Source organism: Lentzea sokolovensis (assembly GCF_033949975.1).
Classification (GTDB): Bacteria; Actinomycetota; Actinomycetes; order Mycobacteriales; family Pseudonocardiaceae; genus Lentzea; species Lentzea sokolovensis.
In genome coordinates, this window is sequence record NZ_JAXAVU010000014.1 from 256,054 (window position 1) to 271,710 (window position 15,657).

Consider the following 15,657-nt stretch of genomic DNA (forward strand, 5'->3'; position numbering starts at 1 on the left):
AACGCGGGCCGGGGATGGCGGGCGAGTCGCCGGACGCGCTCATGCCGATGAGCGGATATTCGGCGCCTTCGTCGGCCGGTGACTTTCTGGGACATCCTCGCGCACCGCCAGAAGGTGACGCGAGTCTGGCGGAGGCGCTGCGCCGCTGGATCGGCGACGCCCCAACAGTTCCGGCGCACGCCTGACCGGAGCGCCCGCGCGTACCCTGCCAAGAGGAGGCGAGACCTGGGGAGGCGCCGGATGCGTGGACGTTACTGGCTGCTGCTGTCGTACGTCCTGCTGGCGACCGGGCTGTGGCTCTGGACAGACCACTGGCCCTGGCTGCTCTGGGCGTTCCCGATCGCGCTCGTCTTCACCTTCGTGGTCCTCCTGTCCGGGTACAGCAGCGAATTCACGGTCCGGCGGCGGTGGCGCGAGATGCGGACACTCGCAGAGCGGATTGGCGCGCGCGACGGCGAGCTGGTGTATGAGAGCCGGCGACGGTGGGCGGCCATCGGCCACCAAGCTTCGATGTGCCTGCAGACCATCCGCCCCGGCACCATGGCCGAGGTCCGGCGGACGCTCGCCGGCAGAATCAAGGCCGCCGGCTTCGTGCCCGACTCCACCGGGAACTGGTGGACCGGGACCGGCAAGATCATGCTCTCCAGCCACGTCCGGACCGAGCAGTCCTTCCGCGTGATCCCCGAGGGCCACGTCCTCACCGAAATATGCATGCACGAGACGAGCTAGTACTGCAACGGCAGTTAGGCAATTGGGCAGCCGCGGAGTTTGTAGCGACTGAGACAGGCTTGGTGATGTCGCCGGCGGCGGAAGCACGACCAGGCCCAGACGTGCTCGGCGGCGTCGGCGACACGCAGGTCGGGCCCTCAGCGCGATAACGGCATTCGGGACAAGTCTGAAACTTGGCGCCAGCTGGTGACCTGAGGATGTCCCGCGGGCCGGCGCCGAGTGCACAGCACAATCCCCCAGATACCGGGCGATCCTCGGTCACCACGAGCATCGGACAGTCGGCGTCCCGTCGAGACGCGCACTCATGCCGATGACCGGACCGAATCCTGAGCGTTGCCGGTCGACCTTGCTTCCGGAACCGAGCTAACACCGGTCTCCCGTGGAGCGACTCACGCCGCAGGAGGTGGTTGCTCGTGATCGCACGTATCGCGGTATGGGAGCCGATGCCCGATGACGACCGGCAATGGGTGATCGACGCGGCGAAGACCGTTCCGGGCGTCCTCGACGCCTACCACCTGCTTGACCCGGCCACCGGTAATGGCTTGTCGATAGCCTTCTTCGAGGACGAGACGGATCCGGCCGCGGTGAAGGCCGCGATCGCGCAACGAGCCGAGGCGATCGGCTGGAACAACGTGCCGCGTCCCGCGCCGAAGTCCGAGACGATCTATCGGGTGATCCGCAAGGGCTGACCAGGGCCGCCGGCGCTGACGTCCCCATCTGCCGCTGACCGGCGTTGCTCAAGCGCGCTCATGCCGATGAGCGGATGGACGTGTGCGGGTCGACGGTGGCCTGATGATCAGCCTGGCGCGGTGACGATCGGTCCCAGCGGGCTGGGTAGCGCCGCCAGGTCGCGCAGCCGCTGGGGCGGGAAGTCGGTCCACGTCTCGCTGGGGTCGCGGGCGGCGTGCAGGTGCTGGTCGAGGAAGCGTTGCCAGCGCCGCAGTCCGTCGACGGCGGTGGCGATGTCGAGTTGTCCTGCCTCGATCGCGTCGGCGAACTCGTCGAGATCGAGCATCCGCTGATGGCGACCGTCGGTGGGTACCAGGACATCGGCGTAGAGGTCCCGGACGGTGACCGAGTCCCGCGTGGCCGAGACGTGCACGAGGTCCACGTACCAGGTGGTCGGTCCGTCCTGGGTCTGGTCGGTTCCCAGGTTGGACCGCCAGGCGGGGATGGACATGCTCACCCCGAGGTCGAGCAACACGAACACGCGTTCCAGCAGCGTCCGACCGGGCCATGGAGTGAAGCTGTCCGGCAGCTGGAACTCGTAGGCGAGCGTGTCACCGAGGCGGATGCCGGGCAGCGGCCCGAACAACGGCCTCGGATCGCCGTGAGCGCCTCGCCAGACCTCAACCTGTTCCACGAACCATTCGTACCCGACACGGCGGAAGGATGTGGCGGTTCCTCCTGACGCGCACTTCGTGATCGACAACGTTGTTCGCGAACACCACCGTCGGCAAGGCACTGTCATGCCGCGGCGGGTGCGATCGAGTGGCTGACACACCGGATGTCGCCTGTCGTCCAGGTATGACTCAGCCAGATGCGTCAGGCAGGTGTTGATTCCTCAGAAGCCGGGAAACACGCGACGCAGGTCGTCGAGCGTGACACTGCCCTCGACCGTGACGCCGATGTCGTGCGGTGCCTTGAGACGGCCGCTGATCAGACGGACGAACGCTTCCTGCGGCCCGTTGAACGTCGCGGAAGGTGACTCGAGGTGGTCCACCACCATGACCACGTCGTCGATCACCAGACCGGCGCCGGAGATCGCGACGGACACGGGGGCCGCGAGCTCGGCCGGCTTCGCGAGGAAGCCCAGCAGGAAGCCCAGGGGCCCGGCCAGGAGGTCGACGAGCACCGCGGCCGAGTCGGCGTTCACTCCGGCGTGCGGGTCGAAGGCCACGCGCACGTCCCACGAGTGGTTGGCCACCTCGTTGAGCCGCATGCCCAGGGCGGTCAGCAGCGGAACCGGCTCCGGCAGGAAACCGAGGTCGACGGTCAGCGACGAGCGCTGGTCGGGCGTGAGCGCCTCGACCATGTCGAGCCAGCGGCCGTCGTGCTCCAGAAAGCCCTCGGCCTGCGCACGCGGCACGGACGCGTCCCAGCGGGCCCAGATCGTCTGGTTGTCCTCGGCCGCCACGGTTTCTCCGGCGGCCCGGGCGATCGGCGCACGGCCGATCTCCGCGCCACTGCCGAGATGGGACAGAGCCTGAGCGACGGTCCACTCCGCGGCGCCGCTGGTGAAAGCCAGCTGCTCGTCGGTCAAGGTGCGGACGAGACCGGCAAGCACGTCATGCTCGGCACGCAGGGCGGTGATCGTGCGGTCCACGAGTTGACTCATACCGTCCCCAACTCACAGACCCGCGCATGTGTTCCGCTGGTTCAACGCCACTTTGACTCGCCGTCGCGAAAGCCAGGCCACCGATGCGCCTCGACGAGCCCGGTGCCGCACCATCCGCATCTGCCGATGATCGGATGGTGTGGTCGAGTCGATGGTGCCGAGGCTTCACCTGAGGCCGGCCTGGTGGATGCGTTTGACATAGCGCTCAACGACGCCGGCCTCCTGATTCACTCGCGCACACCCGATCTGTTCTGAGCCGCCGCGCCCCGAGCGCCGGTCCTGGACGCCGTCATGGCGCCCGGGACCGCCGCCACTCCATCCGGAGGCGATCCCGGGCGCTGTTCGCGTTACTCGGTGCGACAGGCCGCGCCGATGGCTTCTCGGTCTGGTGTCAGGGCTTCTCGAAGTGCTGGTAGTCGATCGGGGTGTCCCAGAAGCCGCCCCAGGTCCAGCCGCGTGTGGTGAACGCCTGCTCGGTGGCGTCGCCGGCGTGGATCATGCCGGGAACGTTCTGGGTGCGGTCGACGTAGGGCGCGCCGTTGGGCGGGTAGACCGTGCCGCTGCGGGAGATGTAGGGGTTCTGCACGGTGTTGATGTCGATGGCCCGTCCGTAGGAGTGGTTGGACCAGGCGGTGCCGCCGGTGATCGGCCGGCAGTTGAACGCCGAGGTGTTGTTCGCCGCCATCGACGCGTCGTCGTCGGAGTCGTACTTCTCGATGGTCTCCATCCGCTGGATGGGGAACCGGCCGAAGTACAGGTCGGCGAAGACGCGGGCGACCTCGGTGGCGAGATCGGCGTTGACGACCAGTTCGCCGCGGTGCACCGCACCGTCGAAGCCGACGAAGTTCAGGCTGATCAGCCGCAGCTGATCGGGCCCGACGGGGCAGCCTTCACGCCAGCTGGAGGCGAGCCGCTTCGCGGTGACCGGCTTGATCACGGCGACGTAGGGCGGGAGGCCGCTGCCGGCCGGCGCGGCGAGTTGCACGGTCTGGGCAGTGGCGGCGGGCGCCGGCGTGGTACCGACCAAGACCGCGGACAGAGTGAACGTGATGAGCGCAAAGACTCTGGTGCTCAACCTCAAAGTACTTCCTCTCGTTCTCTGCTACGACAGAGTGGGATTCGCCGTGGTTCGGGCAATCCAAGGCGTTCGTGCGGAATCCACCTGCCGGGCCACGTAGGAGAAGCAGCTCATCGACAGCAATCGTCAGTGGACTGCTTCCGGCCGTTCACCCCCAGCCGCGCGAAGACGCCCTCGGGGATCGACACTGCCAGCGGTGCGCGAACAACGTCAACTTCGCTGAGACGTTTCGACCCTCCCCGAAACGTCCGGTCGCCAGTCCCACGTGTGCCCGGGACAGCGCCGTCGAGATCGACATGCTGCTCGCGCGGATGGACCCGGCGTTCACTCGCAAGCGCACCACCGAGGTGAACCCGAACCTGAAGATCTTCGGAGGCGAGCCTCGGAGGTCCAGCGGGCGACGAGCGCACGGCACTTCGCGAGCGGTTGGATCAGCTGGAGGAGCGCGGAGCACGAGTTGCGGCGCCGGGATCTTGTGATCGTCGCGGATCGGCCGCACCGCCGTCCCACCGCGAAGAACTCCGTGACATGGCCGGACCAGCTGTGGATGTGCTGCAACAACTGCACGCCGACGATACCTTCCGCCTCCAGCGCCGCGGCCTCCGCCTGCATCCGTTCCATGGCGAGTTCCCTTGCCGTGTAAAGGCCTTGGGTGAACACGGGCAGCTCCGCGTTGCGTCCCAGATTCTTCATGACGGCGCCGACCGTCTGATGCGCGACTCAGAAGAGGACGCGCAGAGGTGCGCGCGAGTGGTGTACGTGCCGGTGGAGTCCGTCCTCTCCGTCGACGGAGGCCACGACCTCTTCGCCACAGTGCAACCAGAACTGCCGCACCGCAGGGAACTCGTCGCCCTGGTCGGCCGGCTCTGGCCGAGGGTCGGGCAGGGCGAGATCCGCCTCGGCGGCTGCTCCGGGCACATCGGCGCCCTCTCCGGCATGACGCGGGACGAGGCGATGTCTGCGTGGAGGAGGAACTCCAGCAGGTGATGCGGGAGTGGACGCCGCTCGCCCAGTTCAGGGCGGACTACGTCCACGTCGGACGTTCGGCGTCTCAGGTCGGCGTGCAGGTCAGCGTCGCCGCGGCCGCTCTACCGGTGGCCTGAAACCCGAACGTGGTGCTGCCACCAGCACCTATGGAGCCGTTCCACCCGGCGTCCGCGGCGACCACGCGGCTGCCGTCCTGCTTCAGGCTGGTGCCCCACGAGTTCGTGACCTGCTGGCCGCCGGGCCACGTCCAGCTGACCCGCCATCCGGCCATCGCCGTGTGGCGGTCGTTGGTGACGGTCACCGTCGCGACGTGTCCGGTGCTCCAGTCGCCGTTGACGTGCAGGCTCGCCGAACACCCCGCGGGCGGCAGCACCAGCAGCGTGATGGAGTTCGCCGGATACGTCGCGTCGACACGACCGTCGCTCACCGGCAGGTCCCCGCCGCGCACGATCCCGCCCAGGTTCGCCGGGCCGTAGGTGAACCGTTGCGCCGCAGCGGTTCCGTCGAATCCGGCCATCGACAGCGGCGACGTCAGGTCCTCGCCGGTCTTGTTGACGACCATGACGGTCAGCGCGTCGTCGGACGTGCGCTGTGCCGCGTACACCGCGAGCCGGCCCTGGTCGGCGGAGGTCGCCGACACGCTGACGTCACCGAATCGGCTGCCCGCGCCGTCGTAGTTGCGGTACATCCGGAACGCGTACGCGCCCGGATCGGTCGGCTTGGGCTCGCCCCACATCGTGGCGAGGTCGAGACCTTCACGTCCGAAGATGCCGAGAACGTCGGCCTGCGTCAGCGCGCCGTTGATGTCGTCCAGCGCGCCCCAGTTGTACTCGGTGATGGCGGTCTTGGTGCCGGGGTTGTACTGGTCGATCCACGACTTCATCGTGCGGATGAACTGCAACGGCGGCGCGTTGACCCCGCCGGGGCCGATCCAGGACTCCTCGACGTAGGTGGGGTCCCACAACGACCTCGTGGACCGCAGCCGCAGCGCGTTGGACTCGGGGTCCTTACCACCGCCGATCTGCGGGTAGAAGTGCTGGTCGAAGTAGTCGAGGAAACGCTTACCCCCGTGGGCGTCGCTGTAGTCCTTCATGTTCTTCAGGTACCACTGCGAGAGGTTGAGCCCGCCGTGCGCGGCCGAGTCGACGCCGGGCCCGCAACCGTCCACACCGGACGCGACCCACTCGCAGTACCCCCAGCCGGACGGGCCGAGGACCGCGGCACCGGGGTCGGCGGCCTTGATCGCCGCGGCGGTCGCCGTGCCCTTGTTCCCCAGTTCGTCGTACGAGACCAGTTCGGGGTGCACGTCACGATGCGTGTGGGCCCACAACACCGGCTCGTTGTCGAGCTCGTAGATGGGCACGCCACCCTGCGCCGCCGTGCCGAACCTGCTCACCAGGTGCGACACCATCTCACCGGCGAACGCCGCGTCGGCCCTGACCGAGGTGTCCTCGGGCACGCCGGCGAGGTTCGTCCCGTTGAGCAGACCGTTGCCGCAATTGGGGTCCCACTCGTCGAAGCCGTCCTGCTGCGGGTACCTGGTCGCCGGGAAGCCGCACGCGAACGGGTGCGACGACGGCGAGTCCTTGGCCACCCAGCCGACCATGGGCACGGTGACGACCGGCTTGATACCGCGGTCGAGGTTGGACCCGACCATCCACTCGAGGGTGTGCTGCTCGTCGGCGACGATGTTCTCGAAGTACCAGTCGCTGCCGGTGTTGTACGTGTGGTTCTTGAAGTTGTAGCGGCTGGACGCGTTGCCGCCCCAGCGCGCCACCGACTGGCCGATCTCGGCGTTGAACGCCGGATCGCCGCCGTTCAGGCCGTAGATGCCGGGACTGATCGCGTGCCGGGCGGCGGAGGAGTCCACCGACAGTTCGGGCCCGGTGGCCGCCGCCGCGCTGGGAGCCGCCTGGACCGTGAACGTCGCCGCCACGAGCAACGCCGCCGAGCCCGTGGCCGTGATCGAACGCGCCTTCCGCCATTGCCGCATGCCGACCACAGACGCCCCCGCCCGATCCAATGCGTGGATATGTGCCCACAGGACGGTCGCGGGAAACACGGAAAGCGTCAAGCGCGAACAGATCGAATCGACGGCGTTCGAGTCGAAGACTCAATTCGGATGAATGCGTTCACCCGATCATCGACATTTCCGCCGCGGAGTCACCTGGACGCGGCAGCGGTCCAAGGCTCTCCCCTGTCGCGCTTCATCGGCGGGACCTTGAAGTTCGCGTAGGAGTACTTGCCGGTGATCGAGCCGTCGGCGTCGAAGTGGAACACGTCCATTCCCTGCCAGACCATGCGCGGGCCGTGCCGCAGGAGCCCGAGCAACCGCAGCAGCGGGTAGACGCCGCGGCCGCGTGGCCCGGAGACGTCGATCCGGCACGCCCAGCGGATCGCCGCGCGTCGCCCGGACTCGTCGACGAGCTTGTCGTGCACGTCGAAGCGCATCGCGCCGTACCGGCCGGCGAACTGGGGCGCGAACTCCGCGCGAATCGCGGCCTTGCCCCGGTGCTTCGCGCCGTCACCCGGCTCGTACTCGGCGTCGTCGGCGAAGAAGTCCATGACGCGGTCGAGGTCGTTGACGTTGAACGCGTCGACGAACTCGTCGACCGTCGCCGACAGGGAGCGCTGCTGCTGGGTCATGAGTCGTGGCCTCCGGCCGCGCAGGGGTGTGGTGCTGACCGGCAAGACGATAAAGGAACACCGTACTTTTAACAAAACCTCCTGGTAGAGTGCCCAACGACATGGAAGCGTCGTTCCGGCGGGCACGGCGCCCGGATCAGAAGGAGCAGCGGCGGGAGACGATCCTCGCGGCCGCCCGCGATCTCGCGCTCGACAAGGGCGTGGCCCAGGTCAGCCTGGGTGACATCGCGGCCGCGGTCGGCCTGGTGAAGTCCAACGTCCTGCGCTACTTCGGCACCCGCGAAGAGATCTACCTGCAGCTCAGCATGCGTGACGGCACGGACTGGGCCGACGCGGTGCGGACCCGGCTCAGGGACGCCTCCGGCATCGAGCAGATGGCCTCGGCACTGGCGGACTCCTTCGCCGAGCGGCCCCTGTACTGCGACCTGATCGGTCACGCCGAGACCATGCTGGAGCACAACGTCTCGCTCGAGGTGCTGCACACGTACAAGCTGTGGGCGATCGACATGTACGCACAGGTCGGCGAGCAGATCATGGCCGTGTGTCCGGAGCTGACCGGCAGGGACGGGTCCTCCGTGGTGTTCGCCGCGGGGGCGTTCGTCGGCAGGCTGTACCCGCTGTCCCAGCCACCACCGACACTCGCCGAGCTCTACGCCCGCGAGCCCGGGATCGCGGCGGTGTTCCCGCCTTTCCGGCCGACGCTGCAACGCTTCATCGCGGCGACCGCCTCCGGCCTGCCCGCGGTTCGAGGCGATTCGCCCTGACCGCGTCGCTCTTCCTGAATCCGCGCACAGCACTGTCCTGAGAGGACCGAAGTCTCCCAGGACAGCGCGTGCTCCAGCAGGATCAGATCTTGCCCGCCGCCACGTCGGCGAGGTTCACGCGGGACGACTTGTAGGTCACCACCGCGTACTTCGACGGACTCGGCGAGTTCTCGGCCGGGAAGGTCTCGTCACGGATGGGCAGTCCGTTGTCGGCGTTGATGGTCAGCTTCGCCGAGGCGTGACCGCCCAGGATGTCGGGGCTCGCGCCGATGGTCAGCGCGCGCTGGCCGTCGACGTCGGTCTCGCCGACGGTCGCCTCCTTGATGGTGGCGAGCAGCTTCAGCACACCCGCGCGGATCTCGGCGTTGGCGGCGCCGACGAACAGCGCGTACGTGGCGTTGCTCCACAGGTGGTTGCCGATGCGGTTCTCCAGGTCCTTGCCCGTCGGACGCGGCCTGGGAGGCAGCACCTCCTTGCCGGCCTTGCGAAACGTCTCGTCGACCTCTGCCTGGGCATCCGCCCAGGCCTTGTCCGCCTCGGCGGGGCTCAGGCCGAGTCCCAGGGCGTTGCCGGCGGCGGTGACCATCGCGACCCTGGCCTTTTCCACGTCGCCGTTCGCGGCCTGGCGGGCCGCCGCCATCACCTTCGCGTCGAACGGCCGAGCCTGGTCCTCGTTCTTCGCCGCCGAGGCCCCCAGGGTCTTCGCCGAGTCCCCCTTGAAGACCTGGCCCTTGTCGGTGTAGACGGTGTAGTAGACGTACGGCGAGCCGTCCGGCGCGGTCTTCGTGCCGATGATCAGCGACGAGTCACCCGTCAACGCGGCCGCGGCCTTGATCTCGGAGGCCAGCTTCACCAGCGGTGACTCGACCACCGGCGGGGCTGCCTCGATCGCGGGGCCGGTCGGGACGGTGCCGCCCGTCGTGCCCATCACCACGGCCGTGGCGACGGCGGCCGCGCCCACCGCGGCGACACTGACCTTGGGCCAGGAGAACCAGCGCTTCGGCCGCACGACCGTGGTCGCGGGCTCGGGCTCCGCCATAGCCGTGTGCAGCGCCGTGCGAGCACGGTCGTAAGCCTCCGGACCTGGGGCCGGCACTTCACGCAGATTCTTCATCAGATCCATTTCATCCATGGGGTGTCTTTTCACGTTGTCGGGACTTGCAGCAGCGCGGCCACCTCGGGGGTCTCACGCAACGTCTTGCGCGCCTGGTGCAACAGGCGGCGGGCCGTGCCCGCGGGGATGTCGAGCACTCGCCCGGCCTCCGCGACGGTCAGGTCCTCCCAGGCGACCAGGCCCAGCACTTCCCGTTCCTCCGGCTTGAGGCGGGCCAACGCGTTGCGCAGCAACGCCTGCGTGTCCACGCGGTCGTCCACCGCCGGCCAGGGATCCCAGTCACTCGCCACGCGGGTCAGGTCCGGCGCCGGTTCCTCGGCCGGTTCCGACCGCCAGTGCCGGCGCAGCCTGTTCAGCGCGACGCCGTACAACCAAGGCCTGGCCTCGGGATGCGAAAGGTCATAGGTCGCACGGGACTCGTACGCCGCAACCCACACATCGCCGAGCACGTCCTCTGCTGCTTGTCGCCCCACCCGGCGCGCGAGGTAGTTCCCGATCGCGGTCTCGTGGCGACTGATCACTTCCACGAAGGCGTTGGTGTCTCCGCGCAGTGATCTGCCGATCAGTTCCGCGTCTGACGACATGAAGCTCCTCGGGGTCTCGCTTCGCCCTTGCACCCCGTATTTGCCAACGCGCGCCAAAAGCGTTCAGGTTGCTTCGCCCCATGACGAAGTTCGCTGCTCAGCGGCTGGCCGCGGAACGAGCGAGGCCGCCGGGAGTCGTGGGGGACACGACTCCCGGCGGCCCGGGAACCCGATCAGGAGCAGGCGCTCACCTCACCGTGATGTTGGAGTTGCCGCTGCTCTGGTATCCCTCGGTCGCGAGGATCATGTAATAGCTGAAGTTGCCGAGCCGCATGTTGGCGCGGCTCCACGCGTCGAAGTGGTTGCCGGTGGTGATGGATCCACCGGTCCGCCTTTGCTGCCGGACGCTCCAGAACTGCGGGAAGGTCTTGTTGTTGCCTTCGACGGAAGGCGCGTTGTACCGCATCGTCTGGTAGATGTCGTACGTGCCGCCGTCAGTGGTGACCGTGCCCTTGTAGGTGCCGGTGGGCCGGTAGTTGCCCCAGTTGTCGACGATGTAGTACTCGACCAGCGGGTTCGACGTCCACCCGTAGAGGGTCAGATAGGCGTTGCCGGACGGGTTGAAGCTTCCGGAATAGTTCACCGTCCGCCGCGAACCGTTGCTCCAGCCCTTGCCGCCGACGAAGTTGCCGACATTGCTCCACGAGGTGCTGTAGTTGCCGCTGGAACCGAAGTCCATGCACACCCGGCCGCCGCCGTCGGTCCAGAAGGAGAAGTAGTAACCGCCGTTGTTGCCCGTCTGGCTCGAGCACGTCGCGGCGGCACCGACGTCAGCGCCGGCCACGACGGGCGTCAGCGCCATGACCAGCGCGGTGCAGGCGCCGCTGACGAGCAGTGCGACACGGCCGCGTTTGCGGCTCGACGGTCGGAAATTGCTTTTAGCCATATGCGGTACTCCTCGTCATCGAGGTCGGTACGGCGGCAAGGCAGCACGAAGCGACACGTGCGAGTGAATGGTGATCGCGATGACGGCCGCCGTCGATTCGGACACTAGCAGTGCCGAGCCGACTCCGTAAGGTTGCCGAGAAGTTTCGAAACGTTGCGGTGAACGCGCGTCGCCTATAGCAGGCTGCTTTTATGTCCATCAAACAAGTCGAATCAATCGAATGATTCGACAGCTGAACTCATGTTCATGGATCGAGCTAAAGATTTAGCCTTCGAGTCGTCGCACCGGACTCAACCGGTGTGGCTCGTCCGGGCCAGCTGAATGGTGAACGAGGCGCCGGTCTGCGTCATGACGTCGCCCTGACAGACGTAGTGTTCCGGCTCCACGCTCGCCTCGAGCGCACGTGTCTCCTGCACCACACCGTCAATCGTCACCGTGGTGGTCCCGCTGGCCACCGGGCTGCTGTACAGGATCTGTCCGGCTCCGGTGTCGTACCTGAAGGTGATCGTTCCTGAGCTGACTGATCGAAGTGTCTTCCCGTCGAACGTCCCGGTCGTGACGTTTCCGGCACCGAAGTCGAGAACCGCCGTGCCGTCCGCGCGGAACCGCTGGACCCGACCGGCGCTGGTGAACCGCACGTCGACCCCGCCGGGGGACTTCACGTGTGATTCGTTGGCAGTCTCGATCCACGTCCCGACGACGCATGTGTCCACTGTGGTCTCTTGCGGGCTGCTGTCGCGGCCTGCCGAGGTGGCGCTGGTGGGCGGCGGTGGCTTCGCGTCGCCTTCGTCGTCGGGCACAGCGGAGGACGAGCTCACCTGACCAGTCCAGATGTTCCAGTCTCCTCGCAGCCCGGGCAGAGGGGCGGCGATCATCACCGCGGCCAGCAGAGCGATCACCACGACGGACACGCCACGGGCACCGGCGGGCCCCGAGGCCGGGGCAGCCGGGTGAGTGCGTCGTCGGCGCAGGGCGCTGACCGCGGCACCGAGCAGCGCGCCCGGAACCGCCGCGATCAAGCCCTTGATCAGGATCGTGTGCAGATGGCCGGTGAGATCGGGGAGGCTGACCATCGGAACGCAACTCGTCGGCGCGTTTCCGTACAGGTCCGTGCAGCGGCTGAACGTCAGGACACCGAGCCAGCCGATGGCGGCGAGTGTTCCCGTCAAGGACACCGCGAGCGCGACGAGGGCGGGACGGTGCCGGCGGACGCGAGCGGCGACGAGGCCGGCGACAACGGCTTGCGCGAGCACGGCCAAGGTGATGTACGTGCACAGCTGCACGTAGCCGAAGTAGGTGGTCCCGGTCGTGAAGGTGGTGTCCTGTCGAACGTTCAGCGGCAGTGCGGACTTGGCCACGTAGGACAGGGCGACACCGATGACCATCACCGCGATGCCACCGACGAGTCCGGTGGTCAGTGGTCGGCCGAGACGCAGGGCGGGTGCCCCGGCCGCATTGCTGGTTCCGCGGCGGCGGAGTGTGATGACGATCGGGACGAGCCAGAGCAGGGTCAGGCCGGGCAGGGTGAGCGGGTTGCCGTCCAGGTACCGCAGCGGGAGCCAGGTGAAGTCGGTCCACCAGGCGAGGGTGCGGTACCACCCGATTTCCGCGCCGGTCCCGGGGACGGATCCGGGGATCGGCGTCCACAGCGCGAGGTCGAGGCCGTGGAGGACGAACCACGCGGCGAACCAAGATGCGGCAACGACTCCAGTGGCCGCCACCACCGCGAACGGCGCCCACCGGCGGCGCGGCGTGGCCGGCGTCAGTGCCAGGCGAAGAACAGACAGCGTCCATCCGGCCAGCAGCACCCCGCCGGCCACCAGCAGCAGCGTGGTGAGGACGACGGCCACACCTCCGCCCAGGCCGCCGCCTGGCTGGTCCCCTCTGACGCTCGCGTGGAACAGCGACAGATGCTCGCCGAGCACGAATCCGGCAGCGAGCACCGCCGGGCACAGCAGCCAGGTCCACCGGAGCCGCCGCGCCGGGTCGCCGGCAGCGGCGTGCCACAGCGTGACCGCGAGCAGCCCGCTGAGGACCAGCGCGATCACCAGACCGGCCAGGCCCCGGCTGAAGGCGGCGGTCGCCACGAACAGGAAGTCGAACACGAAGCCGAGATCGGTGGCGAGCATGCCCGCGGCGATTCCGGCCCCGGCCAGTACCCACGGGCTGGGGCGTGCCAGGACGGCCGGGTCGTCGATGGCGGCCAGCCGCTGCCGGGGGTCGGGATGCGTGCTCAGCAACGCCCGCCACCGCGGGCCGGCCGGTGCCCGGAGCCGGCCGACGAGGCCACGGAGTGCCCCATCTGGTCCATCGTGGACGGCAGCGATCGCGTCGGCGTGCGTCTCCCGGACGTGCAAGATCGCGTTGCGGGTCAGGTACACCAGTGCGGTGAGCGCCAGCAGTGAGCCGAGAACGGCCAGCGTCTCCGTCCAGTGGCCGGTCAGCGCCGTCACGGACCAGCCGAGCGGGATGGCGATCAGCAGGCCGCCCACGAAGGGGATCAGGGCGACGACCACGTACGCCCGCCAGATCGCCATGGTCAGGTAGGTCTTGTCCACGTCCCGGTTCCACAGGTGTGCCAGCTCGTGCAGCACGACCGCGCGAAACGCGGCCCGATCGGTGCTGTACAAGATGACCAGACCCGCGTCGAGCTGCACCCGGCGGCGCCGGACGTGACCGAACGACCGCCCGCCGACCGTGGCGTTGTACGGCGCGAGCAGCCACGCCGGGGGCCGAGCCAGTCCGACCTTCTGGCTCAACTCACCGAGATACGCCACCAACTCCGGGCAGTTTTCGGCGGAGATCGGCACCAACCGACGCCGGCGAATGATCCACCACGGCTGCAGCCAGTACAGGACCACCGCCAAGCCGAACAGAAGCACCAGCCCGTACCCCGCCCAGGACACCTCATCGAGGTACACAGGCGCGAGACACCGCATCACGCGCGCGGCAGCCTCCGCGCGCAACGGCACTTCATCCGGGCCGGCCAGAGGCGGCAGACCGGACACCTCGGCGAAGCAGCTCTTCTGGGCATCCACCTGACGGGCCGAGTTCGCGGGCACCAGCAGGTGCAGGAGCATGAACATGGTCGAACTCGTGGCCGCGACCACTGCGATCAACAGCGCGAACCGCGTCGTCGTCCCCGCGGGCACATCGTGCGGACGGGGCACCGGTCTGTGCGCGGTGTCGTCCTGGCTTCCGCTCTCGACTTCCGCGCCGGTCATCGCCGACCTCCCCGAAGCGGCCAGGACAGCACCTCAATCCCTCCTCGCCCAGACGAAGATCGGCCCCAGCCGAGGGTTCTCCTCGTCGTTCGGACGCGCGAGTGTTTGTGCACTTCTCACTCGATTGTCGTAGCGAGCAGACCCGCACCGGCCACGTCGCGCAAAAGTCCTGATTGGACGGTGGCGGTGGCGAGGAGGAGGACGTCCGCGTCCATGCCGGGGGCTACGGCGCCCATCCGGCCGACACGCCCGAGATAGGCGGCCGGCGCCGTGGTCACCGTGGGCAGGACGTCCAGTGGCCGCGAACCGGACGCGGCCGGTTCGCGGAACTCGGTGTGCAGGTCCGCGGGGTCCGTCCGTCCTGGTCGTGATCGGCACGCCGGCGTCGTGCACGCGCTTCACCATGCGCAGTGACATGTCGTAGCACCGGCGGTAGGTGGCGCGAGTCTCCGCGGGCAGCGCGATGAACCGCGCCTGTTCGTCAGCGCTATAAATTCAGTGCTGCGACCTAGCCGGCATCGACCTCGATCGACTCGATGGCGGCGGCCGCGAGCGGGGTCGCGGTCTCGACGTAGCGGGTGGCCAGGGACTGGAACAGCTGCTCGGCCTCGATCGCGGGCCAGTCCCCCGCGAGCAGTTCGGCCGGCAGGTGGGGGTCCTGGCGCACGAGGTCGAGCCAGTCGGCGTGCAGCAGCAACTGGCGGGCCAGGTCGTCGGGCAACGAACTGTCCGGCACCCGCCACTTCGTCAGGAAGTCCTGGTAGCGGGCGGCGATGGCGGCCGTGTCGAACGCGCGGCGGGCCAGGTCCACCGCCTCGGTCGGTTTGGCGTGCTGGGCGGTGAAGACGGTGACGTTCTCCGCGAGCCCCTCGACCAGCGCGGTCACGTCGCGCGCGCCCGGTGCGATCCACAGGCCGTTCTGCACCGGCCCGAAACCGGCCCACTGCAGCTGCGACCGCAGGTCGTGCCGTTCGCCGCGGCGGCCCTCCGGCAGCGAGAAGCCGACCAGGGTCCAGGTGCCGTCCCAGTCCCGGTTGACCGCGCCGGTCTGCCAGATCCGGCGCTCACCGTCCCGCAGGACGTCCGTCGCGCGCGGCGTGAGTCCGAAGTAGACCTTGCGGCCGTTGCGGTGCTTGGTGAGCAGACCCCGTGAGGCCATGCGCGTCAGCGTCGAGCGCACCGCCTCCTCCGAGACGTCGACGCGCCCGAACACGTCGATCACGCTGCCCGAGTAGACCGCGATGCCGCGGTCGAACACGTACAGGCCGAGGAAGTTGAGCATCAAGGACTGGGGTGTCACGCTGCTC

The 15,657-nt window shown here is 68.4% G+C and carries 16 protein-coding genes; 4 read left to right on the forward strand and 12 right to left on the reverse strand.

Features of this window, described 5'->3' with window-relative positions; genetic code table 11:
* Positions 1-240: 240 nt before the first annotated feature.
* The gene (locus SK854_RS35260) at positions 241-729 is read left to right on the forward strand and encodes a hypothetical protein (protein ID WP_319979465.1); all 489 of its coding nucleotides are present in this window, start codon (positions 241-243) and stop codon (positions 727-729) included.
* A 413-nt stretch (positions 730-1,142) separates the two neighbouring features.
* Positions 1,143-1,418, forward strand: coding sequence for a hypothetical protein (locus SK854_RS35265; protein ID WP_218164774.1), 276 nt, complete (start codon positions 1,143-1,145; stop codon positions 1,416-1,418).
* A gap of 107 nt (positions 1,419-1,525) precedes the next feature.
* Here the strand turns inward: SK854_RS35265 and SK854_RS35270 are convergent, their stop codons facing one another.
* From SK854_RS35270 to SK854_RS35285, 4 genes are all read right to left on the reverse strand, one after another.
* Positions 1,526-2,092 carry a DUF402 domain-containing protein gene (locus SK854_RS35270; protein WP_319979466.1) on the reverse strand — a complete coding sequence of 189 codons (567 nt, stop codon included), beginning with the start codon at positions 2,090-2,092 and terminating at the stop codon, positions 1,526-1,528.
* A gap of 201 nt (positions 2,093-2,293) precedes the next feature.
* Positions 2,294-3,067 (reverse strand): maleylpyruvate isomerase family mycothiol-dependent enzyme, encoded by a 774-nt coding sequence (locus SK854_RS35275; RefSeq protein WP_319979467.1) that lies wholly within the window; start codon positions 3,065-3,067, stop codon positions 2,294-2,296.
* A 391-nt stretch (positions 3,068-3,458) separates the two neighbouring features.
* Positions 3,459-4,148, reverse strand: a complete 690-nt coding sequence (locus SK854_RS35280; RefSeq protein ID WP_406601870.1) for a M15 family metallopeptidase — start codon at positions 4,146-4,148, stop codon at positions 3,459-3,461.
* 321 nt (positions 4,149-4,469) lie between these two features.
* Positions 4,470-4,838 (reverse strand): heavy metal-binding domain-containing protein, encoded by a 369-nt coding sequence (locus SK854_RS35285; RefSeq protein WP_319979469.1) that lies wholly within the window; start codon positions 4,836-4,838, stop codon positions 4,470-4,472.
* Positions 4,839-4,856: 18 nt separating this feature from the next.
* Here SK854_RS35285 and SK854_RS35290 point away from each other — a divergent pair, with 18 nt between their 5' ends.
* Complete coding sequence (locus SK854_RS35290) at positions 4,857-5,132, forward strand: hypothetical protein (protein WP_319979470.1); 276 nt, start codon at positions 4,857-4,859, stop codon at positions 5,130-5,132.
* 64 nt (positions 5,133-5,196) lie between these two features.
* Here SK854_RS35290 and SK854_RS35295 read toward each other — a convergent pair whose 3' ends face one another.
* Together SK854_RS35295 and SK854_RS35300 are read right to left on the reverse strand one after the other, a co-directional pair.
* On the reverse strand, positions 5,197-7,125 hold the full coding sequence (locus tag SK854_RS35295; protein ID WP_319979471.1) for a glycoside hydrolase family 44 protein: 1,929 nt from the start codon (positions 7,123-7,125) through the stop codon (positions 5,197-5,199).
* Between the two features lie 170 nt (positions 7,126-7,295).
* Positions 7,296-7,778 (reverse strand): YybH family protein, encoded by a 483-nt coding sequence (locus SK854_RS35300; RefSeq protein WP_319979472.1) that lies wholly within the window; start codon positions 7,776-7,778, stop codon positions 7,296-7,298.
* 101 nt (positions 7,779-7,879) lie between these two features.
* Between SK854_RS35300 and SK854_RS35305 the strand changes: the two genes are divergently transcribed.
* The gene (locus SK854_RS35305; RefSeq protein ID WP_319979473.1) at positions 7,880-8,542 is read left to right on the forward strand and encodes a TetR/AcrR family transcriptional regulator; all 663 of its coding nucleotides are present in this window, start codon (positions 7,880-7,882) and stop codon (positions 8,540-8,542) included.
* Between the two features lie 82 nt (positions 8,543-8,624).
* Here SK854_RS35305 and SK854_RS35310 read toward each other — a convergent pair whose 3' ends face one another.
* The 6 genes from SK854_RS35310 to SK854_RS35335 all read right to left on the reverse strand — a co-directional run bounded on the left by SK854_RS35310 (position 8,625) and on the right by SK854_RS35335 (position 15,650).
* Positions 8,625-9,656: a hypothetical protein gene (locus SK854_RS35310; protein WP_319979474.1), complete on the reverse strand. Its 1,032-nt coding sequence runs from the start codon at positions 9,654-9,656 to the stop codon at positions 8,625-8,627.
* A 29-nt stretch (positions 9,657-9,685) separates the two neighbouring features.
* Complete coding sequence (locus SK854_RS35315) at positions 9,686-10,240, reverse strand: RNA polymerase sigma factor (RefSeq protein WP_319979475.1); 555 nt, start codon at positions 10,238-10,240, stop codon at positions 9,686-9,688.
* A 187-nt stretch (positions 10,241-10,427) separates the two neighbouring features.
* Positions 10,428-11,126 carry a glycoside hydrolase family 11 protein gene (locus SK854_RS35320; protein ID WP_319979476.1) on the reverse strand — a complete coding sequence of 233 codons (699 nt, stop codon included), beginning with the start codon at positions 11,124-11,126 and terminating at the stop codon, positions 10,428-10,430.
* Positions 11,127-11,416: 290 nt separating this feature from the next.
* Positions 11,417-14,350, reverse strand: coding sequence for a M48 family metalloprotease (locus SK854_RS35325; protein WP_319979477.1), 2,934 nt, complete (start codon positions 14,348-14,350; stop codon positions 11,417-11,419).
* 116 nt (positions 14,351-14,466) lie between these two features.
* Positions 14,467-14,628, reverse strand: coding sequence for a hypothetical protein (locus tag SK854_RS35330; protein WP_319979478.1), 162 nt, complete (start codon positions 14,626-14,628; stop codon positions 14,467-14,469).
* Positions 14,629-14,858: 230 nt separating this feature from the next.
* Positions 14,859-15,650: a PaaX family transcriptional regulator gene (locus SK854_RS35335; RefSeq protein ID WP_319979479.1), complete on the reverse strand. Its 792-nt coding sequence runs from the start codon at positions 15,648-15,650 to the stop codon at positions 14,859-14,861.
* Positions 15,651-15,657: the final 7 nt, after the last annotated feature.